The organism is Duganella sp. Root336D2, assembly GCF_001425005.1.
In the GTDB taxonomy this organism is placed as follows: domain Bacteria; phylum Pseudomonadota; class Gammaproteobacteria; order Burkholderiales; family Burkholderiaceae_D; genus Rugamonas.
In genome coordinates, this window is sequence record NZ_LMDB01000001.1 from 236,391 (window position 1) to 254,368 (window position 17,978).

Below are 17,978 nucleotides of genomic sequence, written 5' to 3' on the forward strand. Positions count from 1 at the left end.
CCTGCTTCTCCTTCAATAAGTGCCCAGGCGGATCTTCAGTACCGTGGGGTTGGCGGTGAAATTGATGCCATAGTCGGTCTGGTCGCCGTTCCAGTTGCGTTCCATAACCCATTTGCCCGCGTTGTCGAAATGACCCTCTTCCACGCGGGCGTACATCGAAGGCTTGCCGGCGTTCGCGCCGGCGCCCTCAAAGGCCAGACGTATATTCTGGCCGATCACCACAAACTCGTTGGCGGCCACCTGTGCCAGGGCGGCGCCGCCGTTGGGCGACTCGGTGCCGGGCGGGCGGTCGCCGTTGTTGGCAGTCCCGAATTGCCATTCGCGGAACGATGCCGTGATTTTCCAGCCATTGGCATCGATCGTTTGCGGCTTGCGGTCCTCGGCCTCGGCAATGCCGAAAGTGCGCCCGTCCAGCGCCCACTGCGCCCACTGTCCCTGCATCGGGCGGAACGCCGCGTAGATCCTGCCGAAAGGTTCGGCCATGGCCTTGTCCTTCAGCTTTGATCCGAGCGGGTAGTTGCTGTAGTCGGCATAGTCGATGCCGAATGGCGCGACCCCGATCGCTCCGCGGCCCAGGATCTGGTAGACATACCGTGCATATCCGGCCGCATTGCCCATTTCAGGCACAAGCAAGGCATTGTCCGGACGCTGGAACAGGGAGAGCGTGGCCCCCACCTTGCTCGATTCAGGCGAGTACACGTCCGGCGCGGCAATGTCGATATGCGGCGCGGCTGCCTTGTAGATATCGATCACGTCGAAAGTCGGCCCGCCGCTGGCAAAGTTGCCCTTCCATGGCGCCATCGGCTCGATCGGGTCGCGCAGCGCGTTGTTGACATACATCGGCAGGTCGTAGACCGCACGCCCTGCTTTGGCCAGCGCTTCGATATAGCTCGCCACCGCGTAAGCGTGGAAGTATTCGTCGGCGTACGGGCCATACACTTCGGCCCAGGTGCCGCTGGCCGCACCCGGCACAGGCGCCTTCTTGCGCGCCAGGATAGCCGGCGGCACCGGCTGGCGGAAGGCCGCCTCCGCCTTCGCCCCGAAGTCGCGCACGGTGCCATAGGTGCCCACTTCGTTTTCTACCTGCACCATGATCACGGTGCGCTGCGCTGCATCGATCTTTTTCAGGTGCGCCATCAGGGCGACAAAGGCTTTCTTATCGGCCTGCAAAGTCTGTTCGCCAAACGGCGACAAGCAGTAGATCCCCTTCCCCTCCCTGTCGACCATGCGCGGGAAACGCCGGTTATCAAACTTCACCCACTCTGGCGTGTACTGCGGTCCGGTGTTCTTCCAGGTGCCGAACCACAACAGGACCAGCCGCATCTTGTTCTGGCGCGCCTGCGCGACCAGGGTATCGACGAAGCTGAAGTCAAACCTCCCTTCGTCCGGCTCCAGCTGCTCCCAGGCCACCGGAATTTCGACCGTGTTGGCATGCGCATCTTTTGCCGCCGCCCATACCTTATCCAGTGCGGCCGGATAATTGCTGGAATTGTGGGCCTGCACGCCCAGCATGGTGAACGGCTTGCCGTCGACCAGCAGCGCATAGCGCCCGTCTTTACCTGCCAGCTGTGGAATCGGCGCCTGCGCCGCATCGGCAGTCGCAGCCAGCACGGCCATCAAGCCAAACGCCGCCATGCGGCGGCAGTGAATTCTTTTCATGCGTCTTCCATGATGAAATAGGCAGCACGCCGCCTCGGCGTGCCGCCAGACCGTTCTAGAACGAGTATCGCGCCTGCAGGTAGTAGCTGCGGCCGGTGAAGTTGGCGAAGTGCTCCTTCATGCCGATGTGCTGCTGCACGTACTGCTTGTACATGGCATTGTTCAGGTTGCCGACGTTGAACGCCACGGTCATATTGTCGGTCACCTTGTACTGCAGTCCCAGGTCCAGTTGGCCGTACGCGCCACCCCACACCGGCAGGGCGTAGTTCACCGAGTTCAATTGGCCCTTGTTCGGGCTATCCGGGTTCTGGTCGATACCATCGGTGCCATTGCTGCCATAGGCATTGATCACCTGCAGGTACTTCGAACGCCAGCTATATGCCAGGCGTCCCGACCACGGACCTTTATCGTACAACAACGCCAGGTTGTAGGCGTTCTTCGACATGCCCGTCAGCGGCATATTGCCGATCACGCGGCCGTCGGTATCGCAGCCGGCGAGGTCACGCAGCGTATTGGCCACCAGCGTGCCCTTCGGCGTGCACCACAGGCCGGTCGGCGCGTGCATGTCCAGCTTGCTGTCGATATAGGTGTAGTTGCCTGAGACACCAATGCCCGACAGCAAACCCGGCAGCTTGTCGAAATAGTGCTGGAATCCGAGTTCGGCGCCACGGGCGCGGCCCTCGGCACCGTTCACCGGTCCCGTAGTCAGGAAATCGTGCGCCGCGCCCGCACCATCGGTCAAGGTGTAGAACGAGGTGCGGTTGATGATGATGTCCTTCAGCCGTTTGTTGAACAGCGACAGCGTCGCCGAACTGCCATGGCTGCCATACCATTCTGCCGTCAGGTCCAGGTTGTTCGAAGTGGTCGGCTTGAGCATGGGGTTGCCGTTGGCGCTGCCCTTGTAGTCGATCGAATCGAGCACCGTCTGGTTGGTCGCCGCGTCGGTGTGCGTGTTCACCTTCTGTTCCAGCGTGGTGTACTGCTGCATCATGTAAAAGTCCGGCCGCGTCATGCCTTTCGACGCGGCGAAGCGGAACTGCAGCTCGCTGCCGACCTTCATGCGCAGGTTCAGGCTCGGCAGGACGTTGGTGTAATTATGTTCGACGGTACGCTTTTCAGACAGCTCCGCAATTGCCGGCACGCCCGGCGGCTGGGTTCCGGTCGGCGGGCTGAACAAGAACATCCCGACCGCCTGCGCTTGCGTCTTGACGACCCGCGTGCCGATGTTGCCATCGACCGGATAGGGCAAGCTGTCGATGGCGAAACGGAGCTGGGCATAGGCCGCCTTGGTGCGCTCGTGCTGCTCGTTGGTATCGCTCGGGCCGCCGAATGGCGAAGGCTTCCAGTTGGTGCAATCGCCGGTCGGCCCCGGGTTTTTGCAGAAGTTGTTGGCGTAGCCGTGCAATTCATTGAACATCGCCGGCGTGGCGTCAAAGGAGCCGGCCACTGTCGCCGGGGTTGGCACAACGATTGTCGGCGGTGCCGGCAAGGTGCCGTTGAAGAAACTGCCGAAAGCGTGCGTGGTGTAGTTCTGTCCCAGGCGCGGATCGGTCAGGACGGCGAACTGGCTGTATGGCTGCCAGCTGTCACCGACCGACCAGGTCTGCGTGATGTTGGACCATTCGTTGCCGCCATTGCCGCCATGGGTACGGTTGGTGAGCGAGTCGCGCTTGGTCGCGCGCACACCGAAACGCAGGTCCTGCAGGACGGGCGAATCAAAGATGAACCTGGCGTCCAGGCGTGCCGCATTTTGCGTGGCAACCGCCTTGTCGCGGTGCTCCTGGCCAAAACTCCAGTAATAGTGCGAGGGATCGGCCAGCCAGGCACGGTCGGCGGCGTCGAAGGTGTAGGTCGGCGGCGAGGTCCTCAGGTCCATCGTTTCCTTGGGCATGAAGCCGCCCAGGCCGACCGTGTTGTCAAATCCTTTGGTGGTGGCGCGGGTGTGCTGCAAGTCGGCCTTGAACACCCATTGGTCGGAAGCGCGCCACTGGGCGTTCCAGGACAGGTCGGAGGTGTCAGCCTTTCGGGCGGTGGTACGCGCGTCGGTGCCGAAGCCGATGCCGTTGCTCAGGCCAAAGCCGCCATCGGTCGGATTGCGCAATACGCCCGTCAACAGCGCCCCTTTTTCGTCGTACGTCGCGCCCGGATCGACGGTGAGCGTCGATGCAGTGGTGGTCATGAAGAACCCGCTCTCCTCCGTATGGATCTTGTACTTCGATTTGAAGTACGTCAGCCCGGAGGAGAGATCGCCCTTCTTCCATTGCAGGGCGCCATACAGGCCCTGGCGGGTGCGGTCGAACGTGTTCGAGTTCCAGCTGGCGCCCGGGCTGATCCAGCGCAACTGGCCTGGCGTGATATCGGCGCGCGGCAGGTAGTTGCTGACGCCGAGGGCATCGCTGGCGGTGGAAATCTGCGAATGCGAAAGGTCGAGCAGCGCGCCGACCTGTCCGATCGGGGTGTCCCAGCGGTTCGACACCAGGCCGGACACCGCCGGCTTGGTCTTGCCGCTGCGGCTGGCGCGCGAGCCTTCCACCGACAGCGCGGACTTGAAACCCTTGTAGTCGAATGGCATGGCGGTGCGCAGGTTGACCAGGCCGCCCACCGCGCCTTCGATCTGCTCGGCCGATGGATTCTTGTACACGTCCACGCCGGCCATCAGCTCGGGCGGCACGTCCTCGAAACTCAGCGCACGGCCACCGTTGGCGGAGAACGAATCGCGCCCGTTCAATTCCGAGCGCACATAGCTCAAGCCGCGCACCGACACGCCCGTACCTTCGGCGGCGAAGTGCTGGATGCCATCACCCAGGCCTTGCATCGGGTCAGCGCGGTTCATGGTGCGGTCGATGCTCACGCCAGGAATGCGCTGCAGCACTTCGGTAACCGAACGGTCCGGCAATTTGCCGATGTCGTCGGCCACGATCGAATCGACAATCTCGTCGGAATTCTGCTTGATCTTCAGTGCCGATTCCAGCGCGGCGCGTTGGCCCACCACTACCACGGTGTTCTCACTGCCCTTGCCGGCAGCTGCTGTTTGCGCCAGGGCGGCGCCGCTTGCCAGCAGTGCGATGTGCGCCGCGGCCATGGCGATCGCTGTCTTCCTCAAGTGTTTCACTCTGAATCCTCTCGTTCTAACTTATTGATCTGGTCACCGTGACCCGATGCAGCGCGGCTACGCCGCCGTGCCGGCGCGCGAGCTGCGCATTGCTTAGGAGTGCCTGGCGGGATAAGCCTGAATCGCGCCGCGCCTAGACGGCGCGTGCTGTTTCGCCGCTTTGCGCGGCAAGAATTCGAATTTTCATTGATATCTCCATTATCTGTTTTATAACCTCTGGCGGGCAAACCATTCTGCCTTCGGCTGCACCCGGCGGCAATTGTGAAAATCACCAATACAACAAACGAAAATCTGTAATCCCGCCCTGTCAGGTGATCTTCAGCACGTTGGCGTAGGCCAGCGCAGGTTTGTGTGCCGGCAGCGTCACCTGCAAACCGTCGGCGCCCTGGCGGAAAGCCAGCGGGCGCCCGCTGCTTGCCAGCTCAATGCGCGCAATGCGTTTTTTCAGGTACGGCGTTGCAGCGCGCAGCGTCTTGATCAGCACCTTGCCATCCTGCGGCCAGCCCATCACGAAGGCATACACCGCATCGCCCTTGGCGGTGAAGCGGATATCGGCCGCCGAGAACGGCTTACCCTTGCCTTCGTTGAAGCCCGCACCGGACACCGGTGCGGCTGCGTCTTCCATCACTGGGCCTTCACCAAACACAGTCCAGGGGCGCGTGTCGTAAATTGCCTCGCCGTTGCGCGCCATCCAGCGTCCGATTTCCTCCACAATCGCGGTCTCCTGCGAGTCGATGGTGCCATTGGCGCGCACCGGAACGCTGAGCAGAAGGTTGCCGTTCTTGCTGACCACGTCGATCAGGGTGTGCACCACGGCCTGCGCGCTCTTGTAGGCGCGGTTATCGTAGATGCGCCGGTCGTAGTGCCAGCTGCCGATGCAGGTGCAGGTCTGCCATGGCAATGCCTCAATCTTGTTACTCTGGCCGCGCTCGATGTCCCATACCATGCTGCGGCGCTGCTGTTCATTCAGGATCTTGCCGTTGACGACAGCTTCCAGCTTGCCCTTGGTGGCAATGCTGCGGTTATACATGTGGGCCGCAAGGCGCAGCCCGACATCGCTGAACGGATACAAAGGCAGCACGGTATCGTCGTAGTACACCAGGTCCGGATCGTAGGTATCGATCAGGTCGCGCGTGCGGTCGAAGAATTTGTCGCAGTAAGCCTTGTCCGGAATCGCGGCTCCTCCACCCCAGTGCCATTGTTCGTTGTTCACGCCGCCGTCGCCTTCCGCCTTGCTCAGCGGATGGCGCTGTGCATACAGTGCTTGCGGGTCGATCCCTTCCCACCACCTTCCCAGGCCATCGAGGCGCGTCAGGTTGCCGTCGTAAGGGATGCCGGCATAGGGACCGCTCTTGTCCGAACGCTGCGCCAGTTCATACCAGGTCCAGGCATGGGCGGCGTGCACACTGACGCCGAAACGCAGGCCGTTGGCGCGGGCTGCCTTGCTCCAGCCTGCGATCAGGTCCTTGCCCGGTCCGATCTTTGTCGAATTCCATTCCGGCTGGTAGCGGCTGCTGTAGGTGTCGAAGTTGTCATGGTGGTTGGCCAGGGCGACAAAGTACTTCGCGCCTGCTTTCTTGTACAAGGCGACCAGACCGTCCGGATCCCATTTTTCAGCCTTCCATTGATGGATGACGTCCTTGAAACCGGCTTGCGAAGGGTGGCCGTACTTCTGCAGGTGATTGCGGTAGGCGTCGCTGCCCTCCTCATACATCAGCCTGCCGTACCAGTCGCCGAACTCCGGTGCGCATTGCGGGCCCCAGTGGGCCCAGATGCCGAACTTGGCGTCGCGGAACCATTCAGGTACCTGGTATTGGTCCAGCGATTCCCATTCCGGCTTGAACGGCCCGGAGGCGATCGGGGTCGCGGCGCCCGGCGCCAGGGTGTCGGCCGCAGCGCGCGCCACGCCAGACAGTGCGGCTGCAGGCACGGCGGCTCCCATATGCTTCAATAAGTCTCGTCGTTTCATCAAACTTCCTATAAACAGCGTCTCGGTCAGCGTGCCAGCACGCTGTGCAGGTAATCCTGGTGGCTCGGCATGGTTGCGACGGTGGCGGCGATGCTGTCGCGCCGCATGCGCAGGGCGCGCAAGGCATCTTCGTGCGGCATTTCGTGCAGCGAGGGATCCGCGCGCTCGGGCCAGTGGCCCATGCCCGCGTGGATCGCCAGCCAACTGGTAGCGTCGAAACCTTCCTGGTCGTACTGGTGCAGGGCGCCGGCCTGGCGCCATGCGTGGATTTTGAAAGCCAGCGTCTCCGGCAATTCCATGCTCGCCATATCGCGCCAAAGCTGGCTGTCGCGGCGAGCCGTCAGGCAGTAGTGGAGGATGATGAAGTCGCGGATACGCTCGAACTGGCGCCGCATGCCGGCGTTGTAGGCGGCCACGGCTTCCTGGCCGGGGCGCGCGCCGGCCAGCAGCAGTTCGATCAGTCGTCCCAGGCCGCTCTGGACCAGGAAGATGCTGGTCGACTCCAGCGGTTCGAGGAAGCCGGAAGACAGGCCGAGCGCCACCACGTTGTGCACCCAGAACCGCTCACGGTGCCCGGCGCTGAAACGCAGCAGGCGCGCGTCGGCCAATGCTGCGCCGTCGAGCTGCTGCATCAACTGTTCCCGCGCCCGTTCTTCGTCGATGTAGCGGCTGGCGAACACATGGCCATGCCCGGTACGGTTGCTCAAGGGGATACGCCATGCCCAGCCCGCTTCCAGCGCGGTACAACGCGTAGAGGGCGTCAACGCCGCACCATTGCGCGCGGACGGGCAAGCCCAGGCCCGGTCCACCGGCAGCCAGCGGCTGAAATCGACGTAGCGCTCTTCCAGCGCACGCCCGAGCAGCAGCGAAGCAAAGCCCGAGCAGTCGGCGAACAGGTCGCCTTCCACCACGCGGCCGTCGGCAAGCGCCAGGTGGGCGATGCCGCCGTCGGCACGGCGCACCGCGTCGACGATACGGCCTTCGCTGCGGCGTACGCCGCGCTGCAGCGCCATCGTGCGCAGGAAGGCGGCGTACAGCGCAGCGTCGAAATGGTAGGCGTAATTGAACTGCCGCCCGTCGCCGGGACCGGGGGCCATGAAACGTCCCTGGCTGGCCATCACGCTGGGCAGGCATTGCCGGTCCAGCGCACCCAGCTCCGCCTCGCCGAGGCGGCGGTGCTGGCCCCACAGCGCATACGGGCCGCTCAGTCCACCGAAATCGCCGAAGGTATGGAAGTATTTCGCTCCCGCTTCGCGCCAGTCGCGAAACTCGATGCCCAGCTTGAAGGTGCCGTCGGTGGCGCGCAGGAATTGCGCTTCGTCGATACCGAGGATTTTGTGGAAGGCACGGATGGAGGGAAAGCTTGCCTCGCCAACGCCGACAATGCCGATTTCCTCCGATTCAACCAGCTCGACCGTGCTGGCCGGGAAAGCGGTCGCCAATGCGGTGGCTGTCATCCAGCCGGCCGTTCCGCCGCCAACGACCACGATGCGCTTGTATGCGGTATTCATCCTCGTCCCCTTCGCGATCTCGTGTGTGGATCGACTCTTTATGCGTCTGGATTGTGCAAGTGGCCACCGGCCTTCGCAATTGTGAAAACTACCAAGTCGCACAATGAAATCTTGCAGGGCAATTGAACTGCGGCGCACTGCGGTGGACAATGCGGCGCTATGAAACCGACCCTCGCATTGATATCGTGCGCATTGCTTGCGCCGCTGGCCGCCGCCGCACCACCGCGCGAAGCGATTGCGCTTGATGCGGATTGGCTTTTCCACAAGGTTGGCGACCATGGCTGGCAGGCGGTCACCCTGCCCCACAGCTACGGCGCCTACCGCGGGCCCGCCTGGTATAGCCGCACGCTGCACCTGTCGCGCGTGCGCAACGGCCAGCGCCATTTCCTGGAGTTCGATGGCGCCCTGCTGGTAACGGAAGCCTGGATCAACGGCCAACAGGCAGGCCGGCACGCAGGCGGCTTCGCCCGTTTCCGCTTTGACGTCACAAACCTGCTTCGGCAAGGCGACAACACGCTGGTGCTTCGCGTCGACAATGCGCCTGATGCCGCCGTCGCGCCGCTGGCCGGCGACTACACGCTCTCCGGCGGGCTCTATCGCAAAGTCCGCCTTGTGGCGACCAGCGATCTCCATTTCGACATGCTTGACTACGGCGGCCCGGGCGTCTACTTCAAGCCCTATGCCATCTCACACGAAACGGCATCGCTGGCCTGGACCGCACGGGTCCGCAATGACCGTGATCGCAGCGCGCGGGCCGTCGTCACCACGCGGCTGCGCGATGCCGGCCAACGGATCGTCGCCAGCGCGCGCAAAACCGTCGAGCTGCCGCCCCGCAGCGCGGTGGAAATCGATTTGCAAGCGGTGCTGCCGGCACCGCACCTGTGGCAAGGGACATCCGATCCCTACCTGTACACCAGCGAAGCCGAACTGGCCGAAGAAGGCGGCGCCGGGGCCAGCTTGCGCGACCGGCTCTCATTTGCAGCCGGCATCCGCGATATCCGGCTCGATCCCGAGCGCGGCCTGCTGCTCAACGGTGCGAGCTACCGGGTGCATGGCGTCAATGTGCACCAGACTTCGCTGCCCGGCAAAGGCATCGCCGCTTCCGACGCGGACATCGACGCCGACTACCGTATCCTGTCGGAACTCGGGGTCACCGGCCTGCGCTATGCGCACTACCAGCATCCGCAGCGCGGCTATGACCTGTCAGACCGTGCCGGATGGCTGGTGTGGACCGAACTGCCCCTGACCGCCGCCGTCAACGGCTCGGATGACTTCCTTGCCAACAGCACGCAGCAGCTGCGCGAGCTGGTGCGCCAGAACAGCAACCATCCTTCCGTCATGCTGTGGGGTCTGGGCAACGAGATTTACCAGAGCGACGCGGCGAGCGCGCGCGTATTGGCAAAGCTGCAGCAAATCGCACATGAGGAGGACCCGAGCCGCCCGACCGCCTACGCCAATTGCTGCGCACCGATCGATGGCCCGCAGGCGTCGCACACCGATGCCGTCGCTTCCAACGTCTATTTCGGCTGGTACGACGGACAATTCGCCGACCTGGGCCCCTTCCTTGATGCCAACCGCACGCGCCGCCCGGCAACTGCGCTGGCCATCAGCGAGTATGGCGCGGGCGCCAGTGCACTGCAGCAGGAAGACCCGCCGCGACGCCCGCAGCCGGGCGGCCGCTGGCACCCCGAGCAGTACCAGGCGCTGTACCACGAGGCGGCCTGGCCGCAGCTGGCGGCGCGGCCCTGGCTCTGGGCCAGCTTCGTCTGGGTCGGGTTCGACTTCGCGTCGGCCGGCCGCAACGAGGGCGACACCCCGGGATTCAACGACAAGGGCCTGGTCAGCTTCGACCGTACGATCAGGAAGGACGCCTATTTCTGGTACCAGGCCAACTGGGCGTCCCAGCCAATGGCCTATATCACCTCGCGCCGCCACGCCCTGCGCACCCAGGCTGCCACGCAGGTCAAGGTGTACAGCAACCAGGCCAGCGCGCGCCTGCGCCTGAACGGCGTCGACCTCGGCCAGCGGCCGGTGGCCGGCCACATCGCCACCTGGCAGGTGGAACTGGCCGAGGGCGCCAACCGGCTGCAAGTCTCGGCGGGCGGCGCCGCCGATTCCGTTGAATGGACTTTCCGGCCGGCGCCGCCGGCGCGCTAGCGCTTCAGCGCTTCCCCACCGGTTCCAGCGTCAGCAGCACCACGTCATTGCTGCGCATCGGTACGGTGAGCGAGAAACTGCCCGACTTGCCGATGCTGACTTCGCGCACCGTTTCCGGCGCGTCGCTGGTCAAGGCCGTGAGCTTGTCCAGCTGCTCCGGCGTCAGCTTTTCCGGCATGCCCATTTCAATGTAGGCCGTATGGGCATCGTTGGCGCGGAAGCCGGTGCGGTGCACCTGCACGCGATACTTGCCGGGCTTGGCGTGGCGCACCGTGAACGCCAGCGGCGCGGACGGCGTGGCCGGCAGCACCTTGGTGAAGAAGGAACGGTTGCTGACCGCCTGTTGCGGCTGCTGGAAGTCCCAGGCCACGGCGCGCACCGCCTTGCCATCGCTGGCCGCCATCACCTGCCCGTCGGCCACCGGAATTTCCTTGCCGCTCAAGGCGTGCAGGTATTGGTACGAGAAATACGGACCCTTGCGCACGCCCTGTGGCGTCATCAGGCCGAAGCCGCCGTCGAATGGCCTGGTCTGCGGCCCGGGTTCTTCGAACAGGTCGGTGTAGGTCCAGTAGCTCATGCCTTGCACCAGGCCCTTGGTCCCTTTCAGCTTGCTCAGGATGTAGGCCGCGCCGATATAGGAGTCGTGCACCTTGTCGCGCGGGTTGTAGCTGGTACTCCATTCGGTGAAGTACAGCGGCAGCTGCGGGTACTTCGATGCGGCGATCTGCTGGCGCACCTTGCGCACGTCGCCGATGATGGCATCGGGCGATGGCGACAGCTTGGTGTCCTCCACGCCCTTCTCGTCCAGGAAGCCGCTATCGACGCCGTAGGTATGGGTGCTTACGAAATCCACCGCCGCGCCGCTGCTGGCCACATGCTCGAGGAACTCGGGCACCCAGGCCGCGCCGGCAGTGGACGGACCGCCTACGCGCAGGGCCGGATCGATGGCCTTGATCGCCTTGGCCGAGACGTCGTACAGTTCGAAATACGCCTTCTGCTCGGCGCCCTCCCAGAACCCGTCGAGGTTCGGCTCATTCCAGACTTCAAAGAACCAGCTGCGCACTTCCTCCTTGCCATAGCGCTGCTGGCAGTGCTGGACGAAGGCCGTAACCAGGTCGCGCCAGCCAATGAGCTCAGGGTGCGAGGTATTGCCCTCCCAGTAGAAAATCCTGGCGTTCGAAGTGGCCAGCGCCTGGGGTGTAAAGCCCAGTTCGACGAAGGGCTTGATATTGCGCGCCAGCAGGTCGTCATACAGCTTGTCGATGCCGCTCCAGTCGTAGACCAGCTTGCCGTTTTCCTTCTTCACGGTCTGCAGCACGTCGTGGAAGATGGCGTGGAAGCGGATGTAGCGGAAGCCGGTTTCGTCGACCAGGGTCTTCAACTGGGCCATGCTGTCTGCACGCCGCAGGGTGCCCGGATAATCGGAGCCGATCGACAGATCGTAGAAACGGTCCAGGGCCTGGCCGGCTTTCGCAGCGTCCAGCACAACCTGGCGCGCCGCCGCCTTGGCGGGCGTGGCGGCATTCGCCGCGCTATTCGATAAACATGCCGCGCCCAGCGCGGCCAGGCAGATGTGTTGCAGCTTCATTCGGTCGGACTCCTGTTGTTTCTGGTTGTGCGAGGCATGCTATCACCGGGCATTCGGACTGGGAATGTGGCCGCTGCCGCTTGCGGTAAATCATTCTGCCGGTCGGTGATTTTCATAATTGCAGCGCCACGGCCAGTCTGCAAAGATGGCCTGGTTTGTCAATTCCCGGAGAATGCAACCAATGCGATCATGGATCCTGGCCCTGCTGTTCATGGCCGCCAACAGCGCCCTTGCGCAAACCAGCGTCATACCGGTCTGGCCCGATGGGGTCCCCAACGCGCGGCCGCAGGCCGGCCCGGAACGCGCCGACGGCGAGCGTATCAGCAATGTCAGCCAGCCGACCCTGGCGCTGTATCCGGCTGCCCTGGACCGCCCGACCGGCACGGCCGTCATCATCTGCCCTGGCGGCAGCTACCAGTTCCTGTCCAATACGCGTGAGGGCCAGCAATACGCACAATGGCTGTCCAGCCTTGGCATCACCGCCTTCGTCCTCAAGTACCGCCTGGCCGATTACGGCCATCCGGCTCCCTTGCAGGACGTCCTGCACGCGATCCGCCTGGTGCGCTCGCAGGCGGCAAAATACGGCATCGCACCGGACCGCATCGGCGTCATGGGCAGTTCGGCCGGCGGCCACCTTGCCGCCAGCGCCTCCACCCTGTTCAACCATCCGGCAGGAAGGGCCGGCGATGCGCTCGACCCTGTCAGCGCACGCCCCGATTTCGCCATCCTGATGTATCCCGTGATCAGCATGCAAGCGCCGGCCGTCCACGCCGGCTCGCGCGACGCACTGCTCGGCCCCAGGCCGCCGGCCGCACTGGTGCAGCTGATGTCGCTCGAGAAGCAGGTCAGCGCGGCTACGCCGCCCACCCTGCTGATCCACTCGCAGGACGATGGCCTGGTGCCGGTCGACAACAGCATCCTCTACTTCCAGGCCCTGACCCGCGCCAAGGTGCCGGCTGAAATGCTGGTCTTCGAGCACGGCGGCCACGGCATGGCCATGCGCACCGGCAACGGCACTGCCTCCAGCTGGACCCGGCGCGCCGAAGACTGGCTGCGCGACCGCAAACTGATTTCCCAATGAAGGAGTTTTGATGAATGTGCATTGCAAACGCACGGCCCTGGCCGCTGCGCTTTCCTTGACCGGCCTGGGCGCCGCCCACGCAGCGCCAATCGCTACCCTTGACCGCAACGGCGCCTGGGTCTCGGTGGAGGCCTATGGGCCGAACGTGCTCCACATCACCATTGCGGCCGACAAGGCCGAAGCACTGAAGGGTCCGGGATTTGGCATTTTGCCGCAGAACGCCGACAATTCGGCCTTCCGCCACAGCAGCGGAAAAGATGGCGACAGCTTCGCCTCGGCGGCGCTGAACCTGCGCCTGCCGCCCGCCCCGCAACCGCGCGTGCCAAGCCAGATGGAAAAGTACTTCGCACCGCAGCTGGCGCCGGTCGGCCTGCAGGTGCGCAACGCCAAGGGCGAGCTGGTGCTCGACATGACGGGCTGGGAGCTGGCGCCGCACACGGTTGCCGGCGAAAAGACCTACCAGGCCGGCGCCAGCTTCAGCGCGCCTGCCGACGAACATTACTACGGCATGGGCCAGAACCAGGAATCGACCGGCCCGCTCGACCTGCGCGGCCGTGTGCTCGACTGCAAGCACTGGTACGATGCACCGGCCGGCGAGACGGTCTGCGTGCCGTTCATGGTGTCCTCCAAGGGCTACGGCATTGTCTGGGACAATGCCTCGGCGACCCGCTTCATCGCCGGCGTCAACGGCCGTACCGCCTTCCAGTCGAACGTCGGCGAGCGTGTCAGCTTCTTCGTCATCACCGGCAGCACGCCGGAAGAAATCTATTCGGGCTACGCGCGCGTGACCGGCAAGACGCCGATCCCGCCCAAGGCCGCTTTCGGCCTGATCCAGTCCAAAGCGCGCTACGAAAGCCAGCAGGAAATCCTCAGCGTGGCGAACACTTACCGCCAGAAGAAATACCCGCTCGACATCATGGTGCTTGACTGGTTCCACTGGACCCGCATGGGCCAGCTCGATATCGATCCGGCGCAATTCCCCGCCCCGGCGGCCATGAACAAGGAGCTGCACGAGCTGGGCATGCAGTCGATCGTCTCGGTCTGGCCGCGCTTTGAAACCTCGGGCCGCTATTTCAACGAGCTCGATGCCAAGGGCTACTTCCTGAAGGACAAGGACGGCAAGACCGTTGACGGCCTGCCGTTCCGCTCCGACCGCGTGGGCGCCCTGATCGATGCCACCAACCCGGCCGCGCGCCAATGGTTCTGGGAGCGCATGCGCGACAATATCCTGTCGCAAGGCTTCGACTACCCATGGCTCGACGAAACCGAGCCGGACCTGGTACCGGACGGCTATTTCTATTCGATCGGCTCCGGCGACCGCTACCACAACCTGTTCCCGCTGCTGCATACCGAAGGCGTACACCAGGGCATGCGCGCCTGGAAGCCGAACAAGCGCGCCCTGATCCTGTCGCGCGCCGCCTACCTCGGTTCCCAGCGCACCGGCGCCCTGTTCTGGTCTTCCGACATCAACCCGTCGTGGGAAGCGCTGGCGCGCCAGATCCCGACTGGCCTGAACATGACCGCTTCCGGCATCGCCTACTGGGGCAACGATATCGGCGGCTGGCAATGGCTGCCGCAGTCGACCCGGGCCACCAGGCAGCCGCTGGTCGACCCGCGCGGCGGCGAAGAGACCATCGGCCAGAACCACGACTATCCTGAACTGCTCACACGCTGGTTCCAGTACGGCACCTTCCTGCCCACACTGCGCCTGCATGGCGACCGCAAGCATGCGGAAATCTGGGCCTTCGGCCAGCACGCCGAAAGCATCATGGCGCGCTACGACCGCCTGCGCTACCAGCTGATCCCTTACATCTACAGCCAGGCCAAGGCGACCTGGGACAATGGCGCGCCTTTCATGCGCCCGCTGTGGATGGACTTCCCGCAGGACCCGAACGTCGCCAATATCGGTACCGAATACATGTTCGGCCCGGCCTTCCTGGTGGCGCCGGTGACCGAGCAGGGCCAGACCGAAAAGGATGTCTACCTGCCCGCGGGCAGCGACTGGTACAACTTCTGGACCAATGAAAAACTGGCTGGCGGCCGCTGGATCAAGGTCGCGGCACCGATCGAGCAGATCCCGGTCTTCGTGCGCGCCGGCTCCATCGTGCCGCTGGGCGCCGAGATCCAGTCGACCGCCACCAGGCAGGCAATTGCCGAGATCAAGGTCTATCCGGGCAGGGACGGCGAATTCACCCTGTATGACGACGATGGCGTCTCCTACGACTACGAAAAAGGCAAGGCCACGCTGGCCAGGCTGAAATGGGACGACAGCGCCGGCCGCCTCACCGTCAGCGGCGACGCCGACTTGTCGCGCAAGGCGCCAGGCATCACCAGGGTGGCAGGAAAATGAGGCGCGACAGCAAACCAGCCGATCCGGCGCGCCGCCGCGGCCTGCTCAAGCTGGCCCTGGCCGGGGCCGGGGCCGCGGCAGCCCCCTTGGCGCCGCTGGCCGGCGCCGCCGCCGCCGGCGTGCCGGCATGCCCGCCGGGCGCGCCGCGCCCGCCGCAGCCAGCCTACGGCATCGAGGGGCAACGCAAGGCCGACTCAGGCAATGGCATGTTCATGAATCCGATCGTGCCCGGCGACCATGCCGACCCCACCATCCTGAAGGACGGCGACGATTACTACATGACGTTTTCGTCCTTCCTGTCCTACCCCGGCGCCGTCATCTGGCATTCGCGCGACCTGCTCAACTGGGCTCCCATCTGCGCCGCCCTGAGCCAGCCGATCGGCAGCGTATGGGCGATGGACCTGGTCAAGCACCAGGGGCGCTACTTCCTGTACATCCCGGCCGGCGACTCGATCCACGTCATCCATGCCGACAATATCCGCGGCCCGTGGAGCGATCCGGTCGACCTCAAGCTGCAAGGCTGCATCGACCCCGGCCACGCGGTGGGCGAGGATGGCAAGCGCTACCTGTTCTTCAATGGCGTGCGCCGCGTCGCCCTGTCCGACGACGGCCTCTCGACAGCCGGAGCGCTGGAAAAAGTCTATGAGCCCTGGCGCTACCCGGAGGACTGGGTAGTCGAGATGTTCGCGCCGGAAGGCCCCAAGCTATTCCGGCGCGGCGAATGGTTCTACCTGGTGACTGCCGTCGGCGGCACTTCCGGCCCGCCCACCAGCCATATGGTGACCGCGGCGCGCTCGCGGTCCATCCATGGCCCCTGGCAGGACTGCCCGGCCAACCCGATCGTACGCACCCGCAGCGCAGACGAACCGTGGTGGTCGCGCGGCCACGCCAGCGTCTTCGAAGGACCGGGCGGCGACTGGTGGATGATCTACCACGGCTATGAGAATGGCTTTCGCACACTGGGCCGCCAGGCCTTGCTGGAACCGGTCGAATGGACCAGCGACGGCTGGTTCCGCGCACGCGGCGGCACCCTGTCCAGGCCCCTGCGCAAACCCAGGGGCGGCCAGCTCTCGCCTGCCGGGCAGGCGCTGTCGGACGACTTTTCAAGCAACCGCTTCGGCGTTCAATGGAGCTTCTTCGCCCCCGGTGCCGATGAAATGCTGCGCGCCCGCTACGACGGCAAGGGGCTGGTCATCAAGGGCAAGGGCAGCTCGCCCGCCGACTGTTCGCCGCTCACCTGCATCGTCGGCGACCGCGATTACGAAGTGTCGGTGGTTCTTGATATTTCAGAAGGGGCGCAGGGCGGCCTGCTGCTGTATTACAGCCAGCGCGCCTTCTGCGGCATCGGTTTCAGTCCGGCGCAGATGTTCACCTACCAGTGCAGCGAAGAGCAAAGCTGGATGCGGCAAAACGTCGCCGCCGGCACCATCCACATCCGGCTCACCAACCGCAGCAACGTGGTGACTTACCATTACTCGCGCGACGGCGCAGCGTGGGTCAAGCACCCGTGGCAGATGGAAGTCTCGGGATTCCACCACAACGTGTTCGGCGGATTCATGAGCCTGAAAGTCGGCCTCTACAGCGCCGGCAGCGGCGAAGTCCGGGCGCGGCAGTTTTCCTACCGCGGCCTGACGCCTGCCTAAGCGTCCAGCGACAGCCGGTAGACCGAGGTCTGCCGGTACACCTGGCCGGGCAGGACCATCATGTTCGGCCAGGCGGCGCTTGCCAGCTCCGGGCGCGAGCGCGCTTCAAGGGTAAAGCCGCCCAGCGGGCCGGCGCAAAACTGCATCGCCGCTTCAGTGGTATACACCTGCAGGCAGCGCCCCGACCCTGGATCGACGACACGGGCCACCTTGCGCAGCGGACCCTGGCCGCCGGCAAAATGGTCGCGCACGAAGAAACAGTGGTCGAAGCCGGCCCGTCCGACCAGCTGGCTATCGGGCCAGCGCAGGCGCGCACCAATCGGCGCCGGCTGGCGGAAGTCGAAGGCTGTGCCGGCCACGGCGGCCACTCCGGCCGGGGCGCCATTGGCATCCGCTTCGACGTAGTAGTCGGCGTCGATCTGCAGCATATGGTCGCCCACGTCGGCCATGCCGCCGTTCAGGTTGAAACAGGGATTGGATGCCGTTTCGAGCGGGGCCAGCGCCATGGCTACCACCTCATGCTCCACCGTCAGGCTGCCATCGTCGTCCAGGCGGAACCTGGTCATCTGGGCCAAGGCATCGCCATCCCCCATGCGCAACAGCTGGACGCCGCCATCGGCGTGGCGTCCTTGCCACAGTGCCATGCCGGCACTGCGGCCGGGCGCCTGCAGCACATCCGCCATCCGCCCGTAGCGGTCCGGCGCACGCCAGGCCCACAAAGCGGCGCCGCGTTCGCTGACCGTGACCACCATATCGTTGGCGTTCCTGAGTGTAAACAAGCGGTATTCGTCAGCCTCTGACGCTGCGCCGGAAAAATGTTTCGTCATCATTGAAAAATCGGGCTCCCTGTGCACACTTCGGCACCATGCCATTCTGCAATCCGGCGCATGGCGATTCAATTACTAAAA

The 17,978-nt window shown here is 64.4% G+C and carries 10 protein-coding genes; 4 read left to right on the forward strand and 6 right to left on the reverse strand.

What is annotated here, in order from left to right:
* Positions 1-12 precede the first annotated feature (12 nt).
* The 4 genes from ASD07_RS00935 to ASD07_RS00950 all read right to left on the reverse strand — a co-directional run bounded on the left by ASD07_RS00935 (position 13) and on the right by ASD07_RS00950 (position 8,251).
* The gene (locus ASD07_RS00935; RefSeq protein WP_055923826.1) at positions 13-1,659 is read right to left on the reverse strand and encodes a DUF5597 domain-containing protein; all 1,647 of its coding nucleotides are present in this window, start codon (positions 1,657-1,659) and stop codon (positions 13-15) included.
* Between the two features lie 55 nt (positions 1,660-1,714).
* Positions 1,715-4,771, reverse strand: a complete 3,057-nt coding sequence (locus ASD07_RS00940; protein ID WP_055923829.1) for a TonB-dependent receptor — start codon at positions 4,769-4,771, stop codon at positions 1,715-1,717.
* Positions 4,772-5,078: 307 nt separating this feature from the next.
* The gene (locus tag ASD07_RS00945; protein WP_055923832.1) at positions 5,079-6,740 is read right to left on the reverse strand and encodes an alpha-L-fucosidase; all 1,662 of its coding nucleotides are present in this window, start codon (positions 6,738-6,740) and stop codon (positions 5,079-5,081) included.
* Between the two features lie 26 nt (positions 6,741-6,766).
* A complete protein-coding gene (locus tag ASD07_RS00950; protein WP_055923835.1) occupies positions 6,767-8,251 on the reverse strand; it encodes a tryptophan halogenase family protein in 1,485 nt (494 codons plus the stop codon).
* Positions 8,252-8,410: 159 nt separating this feature from the next.
* Between ASD07_RS00950 and ASD07_RS00955 the strand changes: the two genes are divergently transcribed.
* Positions 8,411-10,408, forward strand: a complete 1,998-nt coding sequence (locus ASD07_RS00955) for a glycoside hydrolase family 2 TIM barrel-domain containing protein (protein WP_082507034.1) — start codon at positions 8,411-8,413, stop codon at positions 10,406-10,408.
* A 4-nt stretch (positions 10,409-10,412) separates the two neighbouring features.
* Here ASD07_RS00955 and ASD07_RS00960 read toward each other — a convergent pair whose 3' ends face one another.
* Positions 10,413-11,996, reverse strand: a complete 1,584-nt coding sequence (locus ASD07_RS00960; RefSeq protein ID WP_055923840.1) for a beta-xylosidase — start codon at positions 11,994-11,996, stop codon at positions 10,413-10,415.
* A gap of 181 nt (positions 11,997-12,177) precedes the next feature.
* Between ASD07_RS00960 and ASD07_RS00965 the strand changes: the two genes are divergently transcribed.
* From ASD07_RS00965 to ASD07_RS00975, 3 genes are read left to right on the forward strand one after another with little or no spacing between them, the layout of a single operon-like run.
* The gene (locus tag ASD07_RS00965; RefSeq protein WP_082507035.1) at positions 12,178-13,077 is read left to right on the forward strand and encodes an alpha/beta hydrolase; all 900 of its coding nucleotides are present in this window, start codon (positions 12,178-12,180) and stop codon (positions 13,075-13,077) included.
* 10 nt (positions 13,078-13,087) lie between these two features.
* Positions 13,088-15,427 (forward strand): glycoside hydrolase family 31 protein, encoded by a 2,340-nt coding sequence (locus tag ASD07_RS00970; RefSeq protein ID WP_055923846.1) that lies wholly within the window; start codon positions 13,088-13,090, stop codon positions 15,425-15,427.
* Complete coding sequence (locus tag ASD07_RS00975; protein ID WP_055923849.1) at positions 15,424-17,070, forward strand: family 43 glycosylhydrolase; 1,647 nt, start codon at positions 15,424-15,426, stop codon at positions 17,068-17,070. The genes ASD07_RS00970 and ASD07_RS00975 overlap by 4 nt, the downstream gene beginning before the upstream one ends.
* Here the strand turns inward: ASD07_RS00975 and ASD07_RS00980 are convergent.
* Positions 17,067-17,900: a galactose-1-epimerase gene (locus ASD07_RS00980; protein WP_229207015.1), complete on the reverse strand. Its 834-nt coding sequence runs from the start codon at positions 17,898-17,900 to the stop codon at positions 17,067-17,069. The genes ASD07_RS00975 and ASD07_RS00980 overlap by 4 nt on opposite strands.
* Positions 17,901-17,978: the final 78 nt, after the last annotated feature.

What these genes read in the sequence shown, in the direction of transcription:
- ASD07_RS00975 (WP_055923849.1), top strand. Translation starts at nt 15,424, where the DNA reads ATGAGGCGCGACAGCAAACCAGCCGATCCGGCGCGCCGCCGCGGCCTG.
- ASD07_RS00945 (WP_055923832.1), bottom strand. Translation starts at nt 6,740, where the DNA reads ATGAAACGACGAGACTTATTGAAGCATATGGGAGCCGCCGTGCCTGCA.
- ASD07_RS00970 (WP_055923846.1), top strand. Translation starts at nt 13,088, where the DNA reads ATGAATGTGCATTGCAAACGCACGGCCCTGGCCGCTGCGCTTTCCTTG.
- ASD07_RS00950 (WP_055923835.1), bottom strand. Translation starts at nt 8,251, where the DNA reads ATGAATACCGCATACAAGCGCATCGTGGTCGTTGGCGGCGGAACGGCC.
- ASD07_RS00980 (WP_229207015.1), bottom strand. Translation starts at nt 17,900, where the DNA reads ATGATGACGAAACATTTTTCCGGCGCAGCGTCAGAGGCTGACGAATAC.
- ASD07_RS00955 (WP_082507034.1), top strand. Translation starts at nt 8,411, where the DNA reads ATGAAACCGACCCTCGCATTGATATCGTGCGCATTGCTTGCGCCGCTG.
- ASD07_RS00935 (WP_055923826.1), bottom strand. Translation starts at nt 1,659, where the DNA reads ATGAAAAGAATTCACTGCCGCCGCATGGCGGCGTTTGGCTTGATGGCC.
- ASD07_RS00965 (WP_082507035.1), top strand. Translation starts at nt 12,178, where the DNA reads ATGCGATCATGGATCCTGGCCCTGCTGTTCATGGCCGCCAACAGCGCC.
- ASD07_RS00960 (WP_055923840.1), bottom strand. Translation starts at nt 11,996, where the DNA reads ATGAAGCTGCAACACATCTGCCTGGCCGCGCTGGGCGCGGCATGTTTA.